This is a genomic window from Acinetobacter guillouiae (assembly GCF_002370525.2).
Taxonomy (GTDB): Bacteria; Pseudomonadota; Gammaproteobacteria; order Pseudomonadales; family Moraxellaceae; genus Acinetobacter; species Acinetobacter guillouiae.
In genome coordinates this window covers 2,767,280-2,785,635 of sequence record NZ_AP014630.1, presented here as the reverse complement: position 1 = coordinate 2,785,635, position 18,356 = coordinate 2,767,280, and the positions used below count along the sequence as shown (strand labels likewise).

General features: G+C 38.4%; 22 protein-coding genes. 13 read left to right on the top strand and 9 right to left on the bottom strand.

What is annotated here, in order from left to right:
• Positions 1 to 170 precede the first annotated feature (170 nt).
• Together AS4_RS12945 and AS4_RS12940 are read left to right on the top strand one after the other, a co-directional pair.
• Positions 171 to 752: an NAD(P)H-dependent oxidoreductase gene (locus tag AS4_RS12945; RefSeq protein WP_096734405.1), complete on the top strand. Its 582-nt coding sequence runs from the start codon at positions 171 to 173 to the stop codon at positions 750 to 752.
• A 49-nt stretch (positions 753 to 801) separates the two neighbouring features.
• Positions 802 to 1,116, top strand: a complete 315-nt coding sequence (locus AS4_RS12940; protein WP_096734404.1) for a putative quinol monooxygenase — start codon at positions 802 to 804, stop codon at positions 1,114 to 1,116.
• A 109-nt stretch (positions 1,117 to 1,225) separates the two neighbouring features.
• Here the strand turns inward: AS4_RS12940 and AS4_RS12935 are convergent, their stop codons facing one another.
• The 8 genes from AS4_RS12935 to AS4_RS12900 all read right to left on the bottom strand — a co-directional run bounded on the left by AS4_RS12935 (position 1,226) and on the right by AS4_RS12900 (position 6,443).
• Positions 1,226 to 1,933, bottom strand: coding sequence for a hypothetical protein (locus AS4_RS12935; protein ID WP_096734403.1), 708 nt, complete (start codon positions 1,931 to 1,933; stop codon positions 1,226 to 1,228).
• Between the two features lie 194 nt (positions 1,934 to 2,127).
• Positions 2,128 to 2,832, bottom strand: coding sequence for a hypothetical protein (locus AS4_RS12930; RefSeq protein ID WP_096734402.1), 705 nt, complete (start codon positions 2,830 to 2,832; stop codon positions 2,128 to 2,130).
• The gene (locus tag AS4_RS12925; protein WP_096734401.1) at positions 2,832 to 3,512 is read right to left on the bottom strand and encodes a hypothetical protein; all 681 of its coding nucleotides are present in this window, start codon (positions 3,510 to 3,512) and stop codon (positions 2,832 to 2,834) included. The genes AS4_RS12930 and AS4_RS12925 overlap by 1 nt, the downstream gene beginning before the upstream one ends.
• A 77-nt stretch (positions 3,513 to 3,589) precedes the next feature.
• Positions 3,590 to 4,390, bottom strand: coding sequence for a thiazole synthase (locus AS4_RS12920; protein ID WP_004719418.1), 801 nt, complete (start codon positions 4,388 to 4,390; stop codon positions 3,590 to 3,592).
• Positions 4,391 to 4,404: 14 nt separating this feature from the next.
• Positions 4,405 to 4,602 (bottom strand): sulfur carrier protein ThiS, encoded by a 198-nt coding sequence (thiS, locus tag AS4_RS12915; RefSeq protein WP_004719420.1) that lies wholly within the window; start codon positions 4,600 to 4,602, stop codon positions 4,405 to 4,407.
• 50 nt (positions 4,603 to 4,652) lie between these two features.
• Positions 4,653 to 5,018, bottom strand: coding sequence for a DUF423 domain-containing protein (locus AS4_RS12910; RefSeq protein ID WP_004719421.1), 366 nt, complete (start codon positions 5,016 to 5,018; stop codon positions 4,653 to 4,655).
• Positions 5,019 to 5,195: 177 nt separating this feature from the next.
• Positions 5,196 to 6,065, bottom strand: a complete 870-nt coding sequence (gene rpoH / locus AS4_RS12905; protein ID WP_004719424.1) for an RNA polymerase sigma factor RpoH — start codon at positions 6,063 to 6,065, stop codon at positions 5,196 to 5,198.
• A 138-nt stretch (positions 6,066 to 6,203) separates the two neighbouring features.
• Complete coding sequence (locus AS4_RS12900) at positions 6,204 to 6,443, bottom strand: sulfurtransferase TusA family protein (protein WP_004822372.1); 240 nt, start codon at positions 6,441 to 6,443, stop codon at positions 6,204 to 6,206.
• Between the two features lie 382 nt (positions 6,444 to 6,825).
• On the opposite strand from AS4_RS12900, the gene AS4_RS12895 reads away from it, so the two are divergent.
• Together AS4_RS12895 and rhlB are read left to right on the top strand one after the other, a co-directional pair.
• Positions 6,826 to 7,038 (top strand): cold-shock protein, encoded by a 213-nt coding sequence (locus AS4_RS12895; RefSeq protein WP_004822370.1) that lies wholly within the window; start codon positions 6,826 to 6,828, stop codon positions 7,036 to 7,038.
• A 106-nt stretch (positions 7,039 to 7,144) separates the two neighbouring features.
• A complete protein-coding gene (rhlB, locus tag AS4_RS12890) occupies positions 7,145 to 8,296 on the top strand; it encodes an ATP-dependent RNA helicase RhlB (protein WP_004719428.1) in 1,152 nt (383 codons plus the stop codon).
• 92 nt (positions 8,297 to 8,388) lie between these two features.
• On the opposite strand, the gene AS4_RS12885 is transcribed toward rhlB, so the two are convergent.
• Positions 8,389 to 8,769 (bottom strand): hypothetical protein, encoded by a 381-nt coding sequence (locus AS4_RS12885; RefSeq protein WP_004719430.1) that lies wholly within the window; start codon positions 8,767 to 8,769, stop codon positions 8,389 to 8,391.
• Positions 8,770 to 9,091: 322 nt separating this feature from the next.
• On the opposite strand from AS4_RS12885, the gene AS4_RS12880 reads away from it, so the two are divergent.
• From AS4_RS12880 to AS4_RS12840, 9 genes are all read left to right on the top strand, one after another.
• Complete coding sequence (locus tag AS4_RS12880; RefSeq protein ID WP_171478422.1) at positions 9,092 to 9,667, top strand: nitroreductase family protein; 576 nt, start codon at positions 9,092 to 9,094, stop codon at positions 9,665 to 9,667.
• Between the two features lie 74 nt (positions 9,668 to 9,741).
• The gene (locus AS4_RS12875; protein WP_056512712.1) at positions 9,742 to 10,815 is read left to right on the top strand and encodes an NAD(P)H-dependent glycerol-3-phosphate dehydrogenase; all 1,074 of its coding nucleotides are present in this window, start codon (positions 9,742 to 9,744) and stop codon (positions 10,813 to 10,815) included.
• Between the two features lie 91 nt (positions 10,816 to 10,906).
• On the top strand, positions 10,907 to 11,362 hold the full coding sequence (locus tag AS4_RS12870; RefSeq protein ID WP_004719435.1) for a SixA phosphatase family protein: 456 nt from the start codon (positions 10,907 to 10,909) through the stop codon (positions 11,360 to 11,362).
• Positions 11,363 to 11,400: 38 nt separating this feature from the next.
• Entirely contained in the window at positions 11,401 to 12,543 is a 1,143-nt protein-coding gene (gene gspL, locus AS4_RS12865; RefSeq protein ID WP_096734399.1) for a type II secretion system protein GspL, read from the top strand.
• Positions 12,543 to 13,022 carry a type II secretion system protein GspM gene (gspM, locus tag AS4_RS12860; protein WP_096734398.1) on the top strand — a complete coding sequence of 160 codons (480 nt, stop codon included), beginning with the start codon at positions 12,543 to 12,545 and terminating at the stop codon, positions 13,020 to 13,022. The genes gspL and gspM overlap by 1 nt, the downstream gene beginning before the upstream one ends.
• Before the next feature lie 89 nt (positions 13,023 to 13,111).
• A complete protein-coding gene (locus tag AS4_RS12855; RefSeq protein WP_004719442.1) occupies positions 13,112 to 14,116 on the top strand; it encodes a quinone-dependent dihydroorotate dehydrogenase in 1,005 nt (334 codons plus the stop codon).
• A 3-nt stretch (positions 14,117 to 14,119) separates the two neighbouring features.
• The gene (locus tag AS4_RS12850) at positions 14,120 to 14,713 is read left to right on the top strand and encodes a CvpA family protein (protein ID WP_004719444.1); all 594 of its coding nucleotides are present in this window, start codon (positions 14,120 to 14,122) and stop codon (positions 14,711 to 14,713) included.
• A gap of 24 nt (positions 14,714 to 14,737) precedes the next feature.
• Entirely contained in the window at positions 14,738 to 16,282 is a 1,545-nt protein-coding gene (purF, locus tag AS4_RS12845) for an amidophosphoribosyltransferase (RefSeq protein WP_004719445.1), read from the top strand.
• Between the two features lie 85 nt (positions 16,283 to 16,367).
• On the top strand, positions 16,368 to 18,260 hold the full coding sequence (locus tag AS4_RS12840) for a M48 family metalloprotease (RefSeq protein ID WP_004822360.1): 1,893 nt from the start codon (positions 16,368 to 16,370) through the stop codon (positions 18,258 to 18,260).
• Positions 18,261 to 18,356: the final 96 nt, after the last annotated feature.

Genomic DNA, 18,356 nt, shown 5'->3' with positions numbered 1-18,356 from the left:
CGGGTGCTTTTTTATTGAATTGATTAATGTGAAATGGGTAGAAACAGGGAAAGATGTTTATTGTTGATTTTTAGTCAATAATGTTTTGCTTATTTTTGCATTTTTTGCGATAAAAATAAGCTCTATAGTTGCGCCATAAATCAAGCGTATTGGCAAAACATAGGTAAACAATGAGTAATATCTTAATCGTAAATGGTGCGAAACAGTTTGCACATTCAAATGGTGAGTTAAACGACACCCTGACTGACTTGGGTGAAGCAGTACTTAGCGATTTGGGACACAGTGTAAAAGTGACACGTACCGATGCAAATTACGATGCTCAAGAAGAAGTAGAAAAATATCTCTGGGCGGATGTTGTGATCTATCAAATGCCAGGTTGGTGGATGGGTGCACCGTGGACCATGAAAAAATATATTGATGATGTTTTTACCACTGGTCATGGCAGTTTATATGCCAACGATGGTCGTAGCCGTTCTGATGCTACCAAAAAATATGGCTCAGGTGGTTTGATTCAGGGGAAAAAATATATGTTGTCGTTAACTTGGAATGCACCCTTACAAGCGTTTGATGATCCTGAGCAATTTTTCCATGGTGTTGGTGTAGATGGTGTGTATTTACCTTTTCATAAAGCCAATCAATTCTTAGGAATGCAAAGTTTAGAAACATTTATTGTCAATGATGTGATTAAGGCACCACAAATTGCGCAATATGAACAGGCATATCGCCAACATTTACAGCAGCTTTTTGCTTAAGCAAATTGGAATTTTGAGTATCTCATTTAAAAAATTTAAGGAGTCTAAAATGTTGACCATTGTCGCTGAAATCCGTGCATATCCAAATGGATTACACAAAGATAAAATTATCCAAGCATTTAAGAAAATTACCCCGACAGTATTACAAGAGCAAGGCTGTCATGGTTATCAGCTATTGGTCGACGCTGGTGTTGATGTAAGTTATCAAAGCAAGGATTCTGATTTGATCGTGATGCTTGAAAAATGGGAAAGTATTGAGCATCTCAATGCACACTTACAAACTGAGCATATGCAAGCGTATCAACTTGAAGTAAAAGAGCATGTTGCTGATGTTAAAATCCGTATTTTAGAACATGGATTTTAAAGCTAATTTATTGTTATAAGCTTCTTTCTCGCTTTGGGAGAAGGCTAGGGTGAGGGATTCTTTTATGTTGAATTATTGTTTTTAAAAAATAATTTATAAAAGACATCCATCATTGAACATAACGCTCAAAGTTGATTTGCTCAAGTTTGGGCAAAGGTGCTTTCTTTAATTTTGACCAGGATATCTTTGGTGTATTTTTGCGATCAAGTTCTTGCGTACTGGTGACATTTTTGATTTTCCCTGTTAAAAAATTAGTACTTTCAGTTCGACTGTCACCTGATGGTATATCGAAATAATGTAAATCATAGCCGATCAGATCGAATGATGGGTTTTGATAGCGGAAAGTATAAATATTATTAAAGACCTCCCATGAATTACAACGAAACGAGTAATTTAATGTGATCTTAAGTTGTCCATTCTGGATGATTGGTGAATTGTCTACAATCAATGGATCGATAAGGCAAGGGCGTTCATTGTTGCTTTCTCTAGGGAGTGAAGAATTACTGGTGATAAGGCGGTAAGTTTGAGCGTCTTTAAATAGAACTAATAATTTTCGCTCATTTTGGTTAAGTAGAAGATTTGCTGGCTTTTTATGATTGAATTTATTTTTAACAATATTTATGGGATCCGTATTTTCAATAATCAGTACCATATCCGCTTGTTGATCACCATTTAAGTCACCTTGAACTTTGCTTAGTATTTTCCAATCTTTAGGAATGAAAGCTTGAACATCAGCTCCAGTAGCGGTTTCTGCCCATACTAAACTTGAGCAGACTGTTAATGTAAAAAATAGAAGTAATAGATTGTTATTTTTCATGGTTTTCTTCCAATTCACTGAATCGTAAATTTGTTGTTAAATTTACGCCTATTTTTAGGCATCTCTCCAAGCGATCACTTTTGATTACCTTGTCTTAGCTAATTTTTTATGGCAAATATCGAGTCCTCTTCGACACCTTTATTCTCAGAATAATATGGCATATTTATGAATCGTTGGTAGATACGAAACGTGTTTTATTCAAACTCGCCGTAGTCTTTAAAATTGATCTGCTCAAGTTTAAGTGAATAACTGTTCTTTAATCTTGACCAAGAAACTTGCTTAGCTTGATCCTGATTTTCAAACTCACCACCACCTGTAGTGTTTTTAATTTTACCTGTTAGAAAATTGATACTTTTCGCACTGGTTTCACCAGATGCACGATGGAAGTAATCTGTATCGTAACCAATCAGCTTAAAAGACTGGTTTTGATAACGGAAAGTAAAAGCATTGTTATAGACAGACCATGAACCACAACTGAGCCAATAATGTAAATTAATTTTAACTAATCCATTTTTGATGGTGAGTGGATCGCCTTCACCTAGAGGGTCAGCAAGACAAGGTGATTCTTGATCACCTTCGGTGGGTAGAGTGGAATTACTTGCAACAAGACGATAGCCTTGAGGGGCTTTAAATAAAATTAATAACTTTCGATTGTTTAAATTCAGCTGAGGATTACCTAATCCCTCATTTGTCACAATATTTTTTGGATCTGTATTTTCAATAATTAAAGCAAGATCTGCTTGTTGATCTCCATTTAAATCACCTTGTACTTTACTCAGCACTTTCCAGTTTTTAGGGATAAATGATTGATAGTCAGCTTTGGTGTTGGTGTCTGCCCAAACCAAAGCTGAGCATGTTGTTAATGTACAAAATAAAAGTAATTCAGTTTTGTTTTTCATTATTTTTCTCCAATAAATTGAACGCTAAAGTTATAAATAAATTGTTCGTTATCCCAAGGAATATTCTCCAAGGTATAGCTTGTCGAGGTTCTCAGTGTTTTCCAAACAATTTTGGTTGGCGTTTCAACTTCTGCAAAGATATTTGGAGTAGTGGTCACTTTGGCTTTGTTGCTTAGAAAGTTAAGGCTGGTTTCTTTTTGTTTGCCACTAATTTTATCTAAATCATAAGCATCAAATCCAATCAGGTGGAATTGATTGTTTTTTAGTTTAAACCCATAGGTATACATCAATCCATACGTATTGCTACAGGATGACATGGTATTGAATAACACATCTAAGCGTTGATTTTTTATCGTCAATGAGGAGTCATCTAGAGCATCTTCGATACAGAGTTCTTCTGAACGATAGGTCCAGTTAGGAATTTGTCGACTTAGCTTAAGTTGTAATTGTTGACCTTTTTGAAAAAGCACTAAAAGCTTTCGATTGTGCTGATTTTCATTTTTAGGTTGGATGATGAGGGCAATATCCTTTTTACCATCTTGATTCAAATCACCTTCTGCTTGAGCAAGAATTTCCCAATTGTTTGGGACAAATTTTTGTAATGAGGTAGAAGGCTGATTTGCAAAGCTTAGCGATGAATAAGCGCTCAGGAGCAGGGCGGTATTTATTATTTTATTCATGATCTTTCTCAATGAATTTATCAAGATATTTTGAGCCTAAAAGGACTTCGGAAAATCCTTTTAGGCAATTCAAACGATTATTTAAAGAAATAACCTGTTTCTGGTGAACTCGCATTTGCCATTCGTTTACGTGGCATACGACCCGCCAAATAGGCTTCACGTCCAGCTTCAACCGCTTTTTTCATTGCTGACGCCATTAAAATTGGATGATGTGCAGCGGCAATCGCGGTATTCATCAATACGCCATCGCAACCTAATTCCATTGCAATTGCGGCATCGCTTGCAGTACCTACACCAGCATCAACCAAAACAGGCACTTTGGCATTTTCTTTAATAATTGAAATAGTATGCGGATTTAAAATGCCTAGGCCAGAACCAATTAAGCTACCTAAAGGCATGATCGCAACACAACCCATGCTTTCAAGTTCTTGAGCCACAATAGGGTCATCCGATGTATACACCATCACTTCAAAACCATCTTCAATCAATGTGCGAGCAGCATCAAGTGTCGCTGTTACATTTGGATAAAGGGTTTTCTCATCACCTAATACTTCCAATTTGACCAGGTTATGGCCATCTAAAAGTTCACGTGCAAGCATACAGGTACGTACTGCGCTATTGGCGTCAAAACAACCCGCTGTGTTCGGTAAGATGGTGTATTTTTCAGGTGGAAGGATTGACAGTAAGTTGGGCTGATCTGGATTTTGCCCAATGTTTACTCGGCGAATCGCCACTGTCACAATTTCAGCGCCACTGGCTTGAATTGCTAAATCAGTTTCTTGCATGTCTTTATATTTACCCGTACCCACGAGAAGACGAGATTGAAAAGTACGAGAACCGATAATAAGAGGGGAGTTTTCAGTAGGAAAATCTAGCATGGGAGAGCTCCAAATTAGCCGCCACCGACAGCGTGAATGATTTCAATACGGTCTTTTTCAGCAATAGGGGTAAGTTCAAGTTTACTTTTGGAAATGATCATTTCATTCATTTCTACGGCAAAGCGTTTACCTTCGAGTGAAAGTTCCTGAACCAGTTGTAAAAGATTTTGGCAAGCGGTTTCTTGAGGCTCACCATTTAAGAAAATTTGCATATACATTCCATTCGATTGCGCAAATTGTGATGTCTAAAATCAAAATAATTTTATTTAGCGTATTTCAATGCATTCCATGCAAGGACCAGCCAACCTGCAATCATCAGTGCTCCACCAATGGGTGTAATTGCACCTAAACCTCGTGGTAAACCCAGTGCCATGACATAAAGCGAACCGCAGAAAAATAAAATACCAATTTGGATGAGTAAGAAGCTGGCTTTGATTGGAAGTTGTGGGATGACTTTACTGAGAATAGCCAGTGCCAATAGGCCCAGTGCGTGGTAGAAAAAATAATCAGTTGCTGTTTGCCACCATGCCAACTGAGCTTCAGTTGCGTGAGCTTTTAAACCATGTGCGCCAAATGCACCTAAGATTACTGCAAGCGCTAAATTCAGTGCTGAAATTGCAATCCACATAAGCCAGTCATCTGCATAAATTTGCGCATAACATTAACACAATTTCGAAGCGGGATTAAAGGCAAAATCTATTAAGAATAAAGATTTGACAAAAAATATCAGGCAAAATAAAAGGGCATGTCGCCCTTTTATTGAAAATATAAATTATTGGTCTGGTATGCAGACCGTTTTGAAGATTTAGTTGGATGACATGGCAACTTTGATTTTGTCCATGGCATTTTTTTCTAACTGACGAATACGTTCAGCAGAGACATTGTACTCTGCAGCCAGTTCATGCAAGGTCGATTTATCATCATCTAACCAACGGCGCTGTAAGATGTTGCGTGAGCGATCATCCAACTGTTCCATAGCATTATGCAAAGCTGAAGTACTTTGTTCTTCGTAATCTTCTTCTTCGACTAAACGAGCAGGGTCATAGCGGTTATCTTCGAGATAAAGCGCTGGTGCAACATGAGTTGAACCTTCATCATCGTCATCACCTTGAGCTTCAAAAGCAGCATCATAAGCGGTTAAACGACCTTCCATTTCCAAGACTTGTTCGGCTGTTACATTTAAGTCATTGGCAATTGATTGTGCTTCTTCAAGTGTAAGTTTTTTACTTGATTTTTTTAGGCTACGTAAATTAAAAAACAATTTACGTTGCGCTTTGGTGGTCGCAATTTTGACAATACGCCAATTGCGAATCACATATTCATGAATTTCAGCCTTAATCCAGTGCACAGCAAAAGACACCAAACGCACGCCCATATTTGGGTCAAAGCGTTTAACTGCTTTCATTAAACCGAGATTACCTTCTTGAATTAAATCACCTTGTGGCAAACCATAGCCCGCATAACTGCGCGCAATATGCACCACAAAACGTAAGTGAGACATCACTAACATTTTCGCAGCATCTAAATCTTGATCGTAAAAATAGCGATCAGCTAACTCTTTTTCTTGTTCAGCTGTCAAGATTGGAATCTGATTTACGGTGCTGATATAAGCACCTAAGTTAACACCTGGTGCAGATAAGGACAGGGGCATCAACTGATTGCTGCTGTCACTCATGGGTTCTCCTTATAGGAATTTCGTTGTATAGCTAATGCATTCATCTTAATTCGAATATTGTACATAAGTAAGGAAATTTGGGTATCGAAATGTAAAAATATATGCAAATTTGCAAAAAATAATTTGAATTGAAAATAATTAAGATTCAATTAAGTAATGAAATTCATGCTCTGATCGTTTAGTCAATTGGCAGGAAATCTTGTTGATCTCGCAATAACGCGTAATATCAATTTCACTGTGTGGATCAGAGGACATTAAAAGAAATATTTGATGAGGCAATGCTCTTTTTAATTCACGCTTTAACATTAATAGAGGCATTGGACAGGGTTTACCCATACAATTTATTTCAATCGCTGTCTGACCTAAAGGTTCATTCATTTTTTGGCAAGGTAACAACAGGGTTATGGAACACATATTTTACCAAGTTTATTGAAACACCCCAACAAAAATTGGAATATTCTTCAACAAATAAAAAATAATCGTGAAGCTGTTTAAAAAACACGCTTGATATCGAAAATAATTATCAAAAAAAATTCTATTAATTGTCATAAACCCATGTTAAGCTCGTTGCGTATTTAGGATTTATCAGAAACAATTCTTGTTTTGAAACCCTATTACAAGATGGATGTAACCGGGATTTTGTTAATAGTTTTACAGAATGATTACAAGCTTTGAAATTAGAAAATATTTTAAAACTTTGTTTGCTCTGCTGTTTGCAACACCGGGTGGTCCCTTTTTCTTAATAACTGAGGATTAACTTATGACAGCTCGTGAACAAGGCGTAGTTAAATGGTTCAACGACACTAAAGGCTTCGGCTTTATCCAACGCGCAGGCGGTGATGACGTATTCGTTCATTTCCGTGCTATTCAAGGTGACGGTCATCGTTCACTTCGTGACGGTCAACGCGTTGAATTCAGTGTTGTGCAAGGTCAAAAAGGTTTTCAAGCTGAAGAAGTTCAGCCTTTAGACTAATCTTAAATTTTTAAAATTTAAGTGGCGCTCCAATTTCTTATAAATTGGGGCGTTTTTTGTTTATAATGGGCGCAATTAAAAGTGTCTACAGTTAGAGCTCGTATTTATGTCATCAGGTTTCGAAACCCTTAATTTACATCCGCAACTTAAACAAGCGATTGATGCTTTAGGGTTTAAAGAAATGACCCCAATTCAGCAAAAAGTATTGAAATATACTTTAGCAGGTCATGATGCAATTGGTCGTGCTCAAACCGGCACAGGTAAAACAGCGGCATTTTTAGTCAGTATTATTAATGATTTGCTCACAAACCCAATTAAAGAACAACGTTTCCGAGGTGAGCCACGTGCATTGATTCTTGCCCCAACACGTGAACTTGCAATTCAAATTGAAAATGATGCAAAAGATTTGGTCAAATATACCAATCTAAATGTCGTGACTTTGGTTGGCGGCGTAGATTTTGATAAGCAAAGAAAACAACTGGATCAAGGTTTTGTTGATATTTTAGTGGCAACTCCTGGTCGTTTAATTGATTTCACAGAACAAAAAGAAGTTTGGTTAGATCAAATTGAATTTTTAGTGATTGATGAAGCTGACCGTTTATTAGACATGGGCTTTATCCCATCAGTTAAACGGATTGTGCGTTTTTCGCCACGTAAAGAGCAACGTCAAACCTTAATGTTCTCGGCAACATTTAGCTATGATGTTCTCAATCTTGCCCAACAATGGTTATGTGAGCCAGTTACAGTAGAAATCGAGCCTGAAAAGAAAACCAATGCTGATGTTGAACAGCGTGTATATGTGGTCGAAAAGAAAGATAAATATCGCTTATTGCGCGAAATTTTGGCAGATGAACCCATTGAAAAAGTGATGATCTTTGCCAATCGCCGTGATCAAGTACGTAAACTTTATGATCATTTAAAAGCAGATGGTTATAAGGTGGTGATGCTATCAGGTGAAATAGCGCAAGATAAACGTTTGAAAATGTTAGATCAATTTAAAAATGGTCAACATAATATTATGATCGCAACGGATGTTGCTGGCCGTGGTATTCATGTTGATGGCGTATCTCATGTGGTGAATTTCACTTTACCTGAACAGTCAGATGATTATGTACATCGTATTGGTCGTACAGGTCGTGCAGGTACACAGGGTGTAAGTATTAGTTTCTTGTCTGAAGATGATGCATTTAATTTACCAACTATTGAGAAAGCGATTGGGCAAAAATTGCCTTTAACGCGACTAGATGGTTATTGCTAAGTTTTTTGTTTTTTTATCAAATTGTGTTTAAAAAACCCACTTATTTAAAGTGGGTTTTTTATTGGCTATTTTAGTTTAGACGGCTAAACGGATTAACTTGCTTTACAGCTAAAGGTCAATGTTGTTTGATAGTCAGTATCTTTTTCAATACCGTAGTTTTTGCCCATTACTGAACCTAATACGCCTGCTGCTGCAGTGATCATTTTTCCAGTCTGTTCATCGACGACACCTTTTAAACTGCCATGGTATTCAGTTTTTTCATCCACTAACACTGGTGCACCTTTTTTACCGCAAGCCTTGTTTGCTGCAGTAATGGCATTATTTTTTGCGGTAATTTGGTCTTTACCTAAGCCAGTGACTTCATACTGGTTATCTGCTTTTTGAATCGCTAAAGTTTGTGTTGGATTTGATGCACACGCAGTGAAGAGTAACGCTGAACTAGCAAGTAAAGTGATCGTTGTTAATTTATTCATATTGATTCTCAAATTCCTGTACTAAAAATTAAAAGATACTGCTTTTAAATTAGTTATAATTTGAGCATAGAATGTGGGCTAAATATTGAGAAACATGTATAAATTTTGCAGTTTTTTGGTGGTTTCTTGATGATTTGGCTTTATTTTTAAGGCCAAAGGGTATTGAAGGCATTTTTTGCTAGCAATTGGATTATTAATAAAGTACCAATGAATCGTATGCAGTATTGACGGATGCCAAGTAAATTTTGTCGAAGATAGCTTAATGATTTTAGATTATGCTAATCTTGAAACAAGTGAAATTAACCAGATAATAGATAGGTCAATGTCAGATTTAAACTTCAAAGCAGTACATGACAATATTCATCAACGTCAATCGATTGGTCATTTGGTTGAACCAGCACCTTCACACGATCAACTGAATATTGCATTTAAAGCCGCTTTAACCGCACCAGATCATCACCGTTTAAAACCAACACAATTTATTGTAGTGGATGTTGAGCAACGTGAAGCATTCGGTGCATTACTGGCACAATCTATTGCTGACTTAGGTGAATTAGATCCAGCCCAAGTTGAGCGGGTAAAGCTTCATCCTTTTAGAGCGCCTATTTTGGTGCTTGCCGTGACTAAATTTCAGGATCATCCTAAAGTGCCTTTTTTTGAACAAACGCTGAGTTCAGGGGCTGCAATTGAAAACTTTTTATTGTCGATGCAGGCACAAGGTTTCGCAACCATGTGGCGGAGTGGGGCGGTTGTTGAATCTAAATTATTAAAATCAGCACTGGGTTTAGCTGAACGAGATTTAATTTCAGGCATTATTTATGTCGGCACGGCGGCAAAAGCGATTGCCCCGCGTGCAGAGATTGAAACAACACAATATGTTCATTTTTGGCAAGCTTGAGTCAAAAAGTTATTGATATTTTCAGATTGAAAAATCATTGGGTTATTAGGACAAGCATTTTAGGATAACAATAAATGTCGGATTTACAATTTAAAGATTTAGTTGAACCTATTGTATTGGGTCAGAAAACAGCGTTGCGTGTGACTGTGCTGGGTGGTGGTAGTTTCGGTACAGCAATGGCAAATACAGCAGTACGTAATGGTTGTGACACCATGATTTGGATTCGCGATGAAAGTATCGCAGCTGAAATTAATGCGACTCATGTCAATAAACGCTATTTACCTGATTTTCAATTGGAGGCGGGTTTACGTGCTGAGTCAAATCTAGAAGAGGCAGTGCGTGATCGCGATATTATTTTGGTGGCAATTCCAAGCCATTCTTTTCGTGATGTTCTACGTCAAATTAAACCTTTTATTAGTGCACAAGCCGTTGTTTCATTAACCAAAGGGATTGAAGCAAAAACCTTTAGCTTTATGAGTGACATCATTCGTGAAGAGCTTCCTGAAGTTCCTTATGGTGTTCTTTCAGGACCTAACTTAGCCAAAGAAATTGTTGCAGGACAACCAGCAGGTACCGTAATTGCCAGTGATAGTGAATTAGTACGTTATGCCGTACAACAAGCACTGCATAGTGCCTTGTTTCGAGTATTTGGCAGTGATGATGTACATGGTGTCGAATTGGGTGGGGCACTTAAAAATATTTATGCTGTTGCAATGGGGATGGCTGCTGCTTATAAAGTAGGTGAAAATACCAAGAGCATGATTTTAACCCGTGCCTTGGCTGAAATGAGTCGCTTTGCAGTTAAGTTGGGGGCAAATCCTTTAACGTTCTTAGGTTTGTCTGGTGTGGGTGATCTTTTTGCAACCTGTAACAGCCCGTTGAGCCGAAATTATCAAGTTGGTTTTGCCTTGGGTTCTGGAAAGACACTGGAACAAGCAACCTCTGAATTGGGGCAAACCGCTGAAGGGATCAACACCATTGTACAAGTCAATGCACGTGCAAAGGAGTTGGATGTCTATATGCCAATTACCACAGCATTGTATGAAGTTATTTTTGAAGGTGCGCCACCACTGAATATTGCCGTTTCTTTGATGAAGAATGGGCATCGTAGTGATGTAGAGTTTGTGCTTCCGCATAACGAAGTTTAATTGCGTGTTGTTGGCACAATATTCAAAACTTTAGAGATGGATTTGTAACAAAGCCTCGTTATAATCAGTGCAGTATTAAAAAGGAAATCTTATGCAACTGACTTTGGTGCGTCATGGTGAAGCAGCTCCACCCGTCAATGGGGTGGACAGTAAACGGCCTTTAACACAACGTGGGCATTTACAAGCACAACAAACGGCTAATTTTTTAAAAGAAATCGTGCAGCCAGATGTATTTGTTGTCAGCACTTTATTGAGAGCACAAGAAACATTGGCGCACATACAGACGTACTTCCCGAATGTATCTGTATTGGTCTGTGACAAAATAAAGCCAGATGATGATGCAAAATTAGCAATCGAATGGTTGTCACAATTGCCATTTGAACGTATTGTGGTGGTATGTCATATGAATGTTGTGGCACATATTGCAGAACAACTGACACATGAGCATTTTAATCCTTTTGCCTTGGCAGAGGCTCGTATCTATGAGCAAACTGTGATTGCAAATGGTCTATCTACACAAGATAAAGCCTTTATTCCAACTGTATAAAAGCATTGTTAAAAGAACTTAACGGCAGAAAACGATAAATGTTGTACTTATGGATGCCTGAAGCCAATGGGGTTTGGCAGTGGTCTCGAGGAAGTGATTGGACTAAATCTTCGAGCCTAGAACAATTAATACAAGATATTAAACTTTACCAAGGTGAAGAAGCTGTGGTTTTCTTCCCAAGTCGTGAAGTGCAAATTCTTCAACAGAAATTCAGTAAAACTCAATATAAACAATTGGGTGTAGATGGTGTCAAATATTTATTAGAAGAATATGTGATTTTGCCGATTGATCAGATGAAAGTGTTTTCACACTTTCAACAACCCGATCAGGTTTCAATATTGGGGATTCATCAATATGCTGTCACCACAATGCAGCATTCCTTGTCATTGATTCCGTTAAAAATTGTCTCTTTATTACCTGACTTTTTGATGCTGCCTGTACCAGAAGTCGGACAGACGATTTTGGCCAATGTCAACGGACAGTTATTGGTTCGAGAAGGCGAGTTCCTTGGTAATTCGATTGATGATCTGAATGTATATTTGGATTTCGCTGATCGAGAGAAAAGCTATTTATATAGCGGATTGACAGATGAGCAAGCGGTCAGTTTATTTGCGATTGCAGCAGCGGATCAGCGTGAGCCTTTTGATTATCAATTTAGTGAAATCAAAAAACCGAAACTACATCCTTATAATGTATTGCCAAAAGCCAAGCAAGCCAATCAAGGTGTTTCCCGTTATTGGCAAGCCTGTGCAGTTTTGGTGGTTGTTTTGATCATTGCGCAATTGAGTTACGATGCTTTGCGTTGGATTAAGCTGAAGAAAGTTGCGGATCAAACTGCTTTGATTGCAGTTGATCAGTATAAAAAATGGTTTCCAAATGAGCAACGGATTACAGAAGAGTCTGTAGAACGTCAGTTTAAAAATAAATTGGCTTTAAGTCAGAGTGCAAATACCCAAGCTTTACAATTACTCAGTCGTGTTGGGCCAATTTTAATGCAGCATCAGATTATTGCCAGTCGTGTAAATTATGATACAGCTGTGTTAAATATGGATCTGGTGGCGAAAAATGCTGAAGGCTTGCAGACCTTGGTGACGCAACTGAATCAACAGGGCTTTAAAGCAGAATTAGGCAATGTTCAGACGCAAGGCGCATCTGTCGTTGGTTTGGTGAAGATACAATAATGAAAACAATGGAAAATGTGCAAAATCGACTGGATATATGGTCTGAGAAAATCGCAGAGAATTTAGAAAAAATATCTCCACGTGAACGTGTCATGGTTATTTTTACTACGATTTTTGTCATTGTGGCAATTGTGGGTGCGGCATTGTGGTACACCCATAAAGCTGCCGAAAAACAACAAGCACGTTTAAATCAGATGAAAGATCTTGTGGTGTGGATGCAAAGTAATGTGGTGACCATGAAGCCCGCAGATGATTTGGCATTAACCACTGCGGATAAAATTCAGCGTGTGGCACAACAACAAGGGCTTTCGGTTGCCTCGCAGCAAGTGGGTGAGCAATTTCAGATTATTGCACAACATCAAAACTATGCCGTTTTAGCTAACTTTTTAACCCAAATTGCCCAAATGGGTGTGAGTTTAGAAAAGATGGAGTTAGCCAAAGAAGGTGGGCAGATTAAATTAACAGCGACGGTACAGTAGTAGTGAAAATAAACACAGTTCAAGCATAGCCTTTTCAACATACTGTGCCTATAATATGGCAACTTAAAAAGCAGTAGACTTTTGTAGCTATGATGTATTCACTTGCTCGCCCTTTGTTGTTTTCTTTAGCACCAGAGCGTGCACATGAACTCACATTATCCATGCTTAAATCTGCCCATAAAATGGGGGCGATTCGTCAAACTGTTGCTGCCAAACCAGTCACTTGCATGGGAATTGAGTTTCCAAATCCAGTTGGTTTAGCAGCTGGACTGGATAAAAATGGCGCTTATATCGATGCCTTAGCGGGTTTAGGATTTGGTTTTATTGAAATTGGAACCATTACGCCTAAGCCACAAGAGGGCAATCCCAAGCCACGCCTTTTCCGTATTCCCCAAGCCAAAGCAATTATTAACCGTATGGGCTTTAATAATGATGGTGTGGATCAATTGGTTGAGAATGTTAAAGCCGCAAAATTTAAAGGCATTCTTGGTATCAATATTGGTAAAAATGCCACCACACCAGTTGAAGATGCAGTTTCCGATTATTTAGTTTGTCTTGAAAAAGTTTATAACTACGCATCTTATATTACTGTTAATATCTCATCTCCAAACACCAAGAATTTACGTTCTTTACAAAGTGGCCATGCGCTCACTGAACTTTTGGAAACACTCAAAAAACGTCAGTTAGAGTTGGCAGAAGAATTGCAGCACTATGTTCCGTTAGTGTTGAAAGTTGCACCAGATCTAGAAGCTTCAGATATCGAATTTATTGCATCACAATTGTTGCAGTTTAAAATTGATGGATTGATTGTGACCAATACAACATTATCCCGTGAGGGTGTTGAAGGTTTGCCATTTGGTGATGAAGCGGGTGGTTTATCAGGTGCGCCCGTATTTGAAAAGAGCACGGCATGTTTGGCGGCTTTTTCAAAAATTTTACAAGGTAAAATTCCTTTGATTGGTGTTGGTGGAATTTTATCTGGTGAACAAGCTGTTGCAAAACAACAAGCCGGTGCAAGCTTAGTCCAAATTTATAGTGGTATGATCTATACAGGTCCTACACTCATTAAAGACTGTGTTGACGCTATGATTTAAAATATGAATACCTTAGACATTATTATTCTGATTCTATTGCTCATTGGAGGGCTAAACGGTTTGCGACAAGGATTCGTGAAAGCCTTTGCGAACTTGATAGGATGGATTTTTGCACTGATTGTCGGTGCTAAATATGCCAATATCATCGCACCTTCAATGTCTGCACTCAGTCAGGATCCTGTGGTGCAGAAAATTGCTGCATTTGCTTTTATTGTCTTGGTGATTATTGTTTTAACATGGATTGTCACAGCCTTACTCAATCAGATTTTAAAAACTTTAAAACTCGGTCCGTTAAATCGTTTAGCTGGAAGTGCTTTAGGGACCTTGAAAGGTTTGTTCATCGTCCTCATTACTATGCAAGGTTTAGGGCCGTGGGTTGAAAGTTCTCCAACGTGGAAACAATCCAAATTCATTCAGACGCTGTTACCATTTGCACCTTTGGCATCTGAAATCTCTAAAGATGCTGCAAATGAAGCATTACATCATATACATTCAGAAGATCGTTCCGATGATACTTCTGTAACTAAGGCTGATCGATCATCGGATACTCAAAGCGATGAAAAATCAGCACATTCGACAAAGAATCCGTTTTATTAGTCCTAGCTGGTCTGCGAGGTAGTTATGTGTGGAGTCGTTGGTATAGCAGGTAAAGCACCTGTAAACCAAATGTTATTTGATGCGTTGACGATGTTACAACATCGTGGGCAAGATGCGGCTGGGATTGTGACTTGTCATAATGGACGTCTTTTTCTAAGAAAAGATAATGGTATGGTACGTGATGTATTTCATACTCGCCACATGCGCGCATTACTCGGTAACTATGGTATTGGTCACGTGCGTTATCCAACTGCTGGTTCTTCAAGTAGTGCAGAAGCGCAGCCTTTCTATGTAAACTCACCTTATGGGATTACATTGGCGCATAATGGTAACTTAACCAATGCGGCTGATATTCACGATGACTTATTCAAAACTGACTTACGTCATATGAATACGGACTCAGACTCAGAAGTATTGCTAAACGTTTTTGCTCATGAATTGCAAAAATGTGCATCATTAACGCCAATGCCTGAAGATATTTTTCATACAGTTAAACGTGTACATGAGCGTTGCAAAGGTGCTTATGGTGTCGTTGCAATGATCACAGGGCATGGTATCGTAGGTTTTCGTGATCCCAATGGTATTCGTCCATTGATCTATGGTTCACGTTTAACTGAAAATGGTGAAACAGAATATATTATCGCTTCTGAATCTGTTGCGATTACCGCGTTAGGTTTTAAAGTAGAACGTGATATTGAGCCTGGTGAAGCGATCTTTATCAATTCAAAAGGTGAGTTCTTTTCACAACAGTGTGCGGCAAATTCGCGTTACCGCCCATGTATTTTTGAATATGTGTATTTTGCGCGTCCTGATGCAACCATCGATGGTATTTCGGTATATAAAGCACGCTTGAAAATGGGTGAAACCCTTGCGAAGAAAATTCTTCGTGAATGGGGTGATATGCATGACATCGACGTGGTAATTCCAATTCCAGATACGAGCCGTACTTCTGCTTTAGAATTGGCGAATATGTTGGGTGTGAAATTCCGTGAAGGTTTCATGAAAAACCGTTATATCGGTCGTACCTTTATTATGCCGGGTCAGCAACAACGTACCAAATCTGTTCGTCAAAAACTCAACCCTGTAGAGCTTGAGTTTAAAGGCAAGAACGTTTTGTTGGTTGATGATTCGATTGTACGTGGTACCACTTGTAATGAAATCATTCAAATGGCACGTGATGCGGGTGCGAAAAAAGTCTATTTTGCCTCTGCTGCACCGATGGTGAAATATCCAAATGTGTATGGTATTGATATGCCAGCAAAAGCAGAGTTGATTGCTTCACATCGTAGTGTTGAAGAAATTCAGGAGATTATTGGTGCTGATCGTTTAATCTTCCAAGACTTGGATGATTTAAAAGCGGCAGTAAGAACCAGTAAAGTACCTGTTATTCAGGATTTTGATTGTTCAGTATTTGACGGTGTTTATGTCACAGGCGATATTGATGAGCAATATTTAACTGATCTTGAGCAAAGTCGTAGTGATACTGCGAAAAAAGAAAAAGATGGTTATATTGATGTCAATATCGATGCAGCATCTGTGGATTTAAGCGGTATCAAAGAAGAAATGTAAGCAACTTTGATTTACATTGAGAAAAAGCGGGAAGTTCCCGCTTTTTTCATTTATAGTATTTTGCAATGTAATGAGGAATTTTACATTGAAAGATGTCAGTCATTATTTGATAAAAAACAAGAATATGTTGTGGTCTGCAAGTATTTGCTTACTTGCGGTCATTTTGACCATTTTTATTCTAAATACGGTTTTAGGATTACTGGTTCACTATGTGGATCCAGATCAAGAGATCTGGTGGAATATTCTCAGCCCTTACTGTGTTGGTTTGATCATCGTCATCATTGGTTGGTCAATCGCATATGAATTTTATGTGTTCCGTACAGGTGGTCACTCACTTGCAAAGCAATTAAAAGCGCGTCGTTTAAGTCAAATTGAAAGCACTCCAGAAGAAAGTGTGGCCTTAAAACTCGCAGATAAATTTGCAGAGACTTTTGAGATTGATGCACCTACATTATATGTATTGCCAGATGAGGTTGGGGTTAATGCTTTAACTGCTGGGTTTCATCCAAGAGATACCGTAATTATCCTGACGTGGGGCGCATTACAGAATTTGGATGAATTAGAGCTTTATGGTTTATTGGGGCATGAGTTTAATCAAATTTTATCAGGGGAAGCACGTGAAAATACCCGACTTAAAATTTTATACAGTGGTTTAATCACCTTTAGCCAGTTGGGAAGTAAAATCGCAAAGCAGGGCTTTAATCGTTATAACGCCAAGGGAAATCAGCATAAATTTGAAACCAGTTTTGTCGCAGTGGGTGGGGTGATTTGGCTGCTCGGCAGTATGGGGATTTTAATTAATCGTTTGATTAAATATTTCACTTTGGGTGGGCGTACTTTTTATAACGATTATAAAACTAAAAAATTATTGCTTAACAATGCCAATGTACAAACCTTATTGCGTATCTATGTCCATCATGCAGGCTCTCAAATTCATAGTGAGTTTTCCGAAGCTATTGCGCATATGTGTTTTGCCAATTCCTTAAGTCCGCAAAGTTGGTTAAATATCCATCCAAGTATTGAAGACCGTATTTATGAGTTAAATCCAACACTGTTACAGGATCTACAGCTGGAAAATTTAAAAAAATTACGCAGTCAGCCTTTATTTAGTTTGTTGCGTCCTTTGGAAGAATCAACAGGCGACGTTTATAACCCGTGGGTATCTCCACAGCCTTTACCTTTATTACGTTTATCCCCAATTAGTTTTGCTTTAAATGATGCAATTAAACCTTTAAATCCAGAAGTACGTCGTCAAATTGAGCGTTCTGACTTGATTCAGCGCGCTATGCAAACGGCAACTGGTTCTCGTGAGGTGATGGTCGCCATCTTAATGATTCGACAGTATCGCGAGTTTATTCCGTCTGATGCTGAGGTGAGTCGTGCCATTATTGACTCTCTGTTAAATTTAGATGGTCGGGTACATATTCAAATTTTCCATGATGCCTGTGAAAACCTCGGTAATATGCCTGCGACCAGCGCACGTCAATTCGTCACCAAGCTAGCGAAAATTATTCAAGAAGATGGCGAGATTGGTTTGTTGGATGCATTGCTAATTGAGCGTGTAAAGGCAGAATTGCATTTGCTGCCGATGCATACCCCCTCATCATTGGAAACGGTGAAGCCGCAAATTGTGCGCCTGATTGATGCCTTGCTGCACGTACAGCAAATTAACAGTGCCAATCAACTTGATGTGCGTTATGAGATTTTAGAACGGGTTTTGTCTAAGGATGAGTTAGAACTGTTTGAAGAAATTTCAGATGAACCTATCGATTTAGGTGAAATCTTAAATGATATCGCAGGGTTATTATTACGTGATCGGCTCAGTATTTTGGGTGTGGCTGAAATTTGTTTGTGGAATGATCGAATCATTACCCAAGATGAGTTAGATGTACTGCAATTGCTGTATTGGCGACTTGGCTTTGCTACAGACGATATCGTAGATCAAATGCAGAAAAAGAACAGTGTAATGATTATTTAATAAGGGTAAGGTGTGTTGTAGATAAAGTAATTATAGAAATGATAAAAAAAGAATTAGAAGGGAAAAGCTAACACCACTTGATCTCAAGTGGTGTTA

Bases quoted from the DNA above. Each gene is read 5' to 3' on its own strand.
- AS4_RS12920 (WP_004719418.1), bottom strand. From the start codon at position 4,390: ATGCTAGATTTTCCTACTGAAAACTCCCCTCTTATTATCGGTTCTCGT.
- gspM (WP_096734398.1), top strand. From the start codon at position 12,543: ATGAAAACAATGGAAAATGTGCAAAATCGACTGGATATATGGTCTGAG.
- AS4_RS12870 (WP_004719435.1), top strand. From the start codon at position 10,907: ATGCAACTGACTTTGGTGCGTCATGGTGAAGCAGCTCCACCCGTCAAT.
- AS4_RS12875 (WP_056512712.1), top strand. From the start codon at position 9,742: ATGTCGGATTTACAATTTAAAGATTTAGTTGAACCTATTGTATTGGGT.
- thiS (WP_004719420.1), bottom strand. From the start codon at position 4,602: ATGCAAATTTTCTTAAATGGTGAGCCTCAAGAAACCGCTTGCCAAAAT.
- AS4_RS12940 (WP_096734404.1), top strand. From the start codon at position 802: ATGTTGACCATTGTCGCTGAAATCCGTGCATATCCAAATGGATTACAC.
- AS4_RS12895 (WP_004822370.1), top strand. From the start codon at position 6,826: ATGACAGCTCGTGAACAAGGCGTAGTTAAATGGTTCAACGACACTAAA.
- rpoH (WP_004719424.1), bottom strand. From the start codon at position 6,065: ATGAGTGACAGCAGCAATCAGTTGATGCCCCTGTCCTTATCTGCACCA.
- AS4_RS12885 (WP_004719430.1), bottom strand. From the start codon at position 8,769: ATGAATAAATTAACAACGATCACTTTACTTGCTAGTTCAGCGTTACTC.
- AS4_RS12850 (WP_004719444.1), top strand. From the start codon at position 14,120: ATGAATACCTTAGACATTATTATTCTGATTCTATTGCTCATTGGAGGG.
- purF (WP_004719445.1), top strand. From the start codon at position 14,738: ATGTGTGGAGTCGTTGGTATAGCAGGTAAAGCACCTGTAAACCAAATG.
- AS4_RS12935 (WP_096734403.1), bottom strand. From the start codon at position 1,933: ATGAAAAATAACAATCTATTACTTCTATTTTTTACATTAACAGTCTGC.
- AS4_RS12945 (WP_096734405.1), top strand. From the start codon at position 171: ATGAGTAATATCTTAATCGTAAATGGTGCGAAACAGTTTGCACATTCA.
- AS4_RS12855 (WP_004719442.1), top strand. From the start codon at position 13,112: ATGATGTATTCACTTGCTCGCCCTTTGTTGTTTTCTTTAGCACCAGAG.
- rhlB (WP_004719428.1), top strand. From the start codon at position 7,145: ATGTCATCAGGTTTCGAAACCCTTAATTTACATCCGCAACTTAAACAA.
- AS4_RS12910 (WP_004719421.1), bottom strand. From the start codon at position 5,018: ATGTGGATTGCAATTTCAGCACTGAATTTAGCGCTTGCAGTAATCTTA.
- gspL (WP_096734399.1), top strand. From the start codon at position 11,401: ATGTTGTACTTATGGATGCCTGAAGCCAATGGGGTTTGGCAGTGGTCT.
- AS4_RS12925 (WP_096734401.1), bottom strand. From the start codon at position 3,512: ATGAATAAAATAATAAATACCGCCCTGCTCCTGAGCGCTTATTCATCG.
- AS4_RS12900 (WP_004822372.1), bottom strand. From the start codon at position 6,443: ATGAATGAACCTTTAGGTCAGACAGCGATTGAAATAAATTGTATGGGT.
- AS4_RS12880 (WP_171478422.1), top strand. From the start codon at position 9,092: ATGTCAGATTTAAACTTCAAAGCAGTACATGACAATATTCATCAACGT.
- AS4_RS12930 (WP_096734402.1), bottom strand. From the start codon at position 2,832: ATGAAAAACAAAACTGAATTACTTTTATTTTGTACATTAACAACATGC.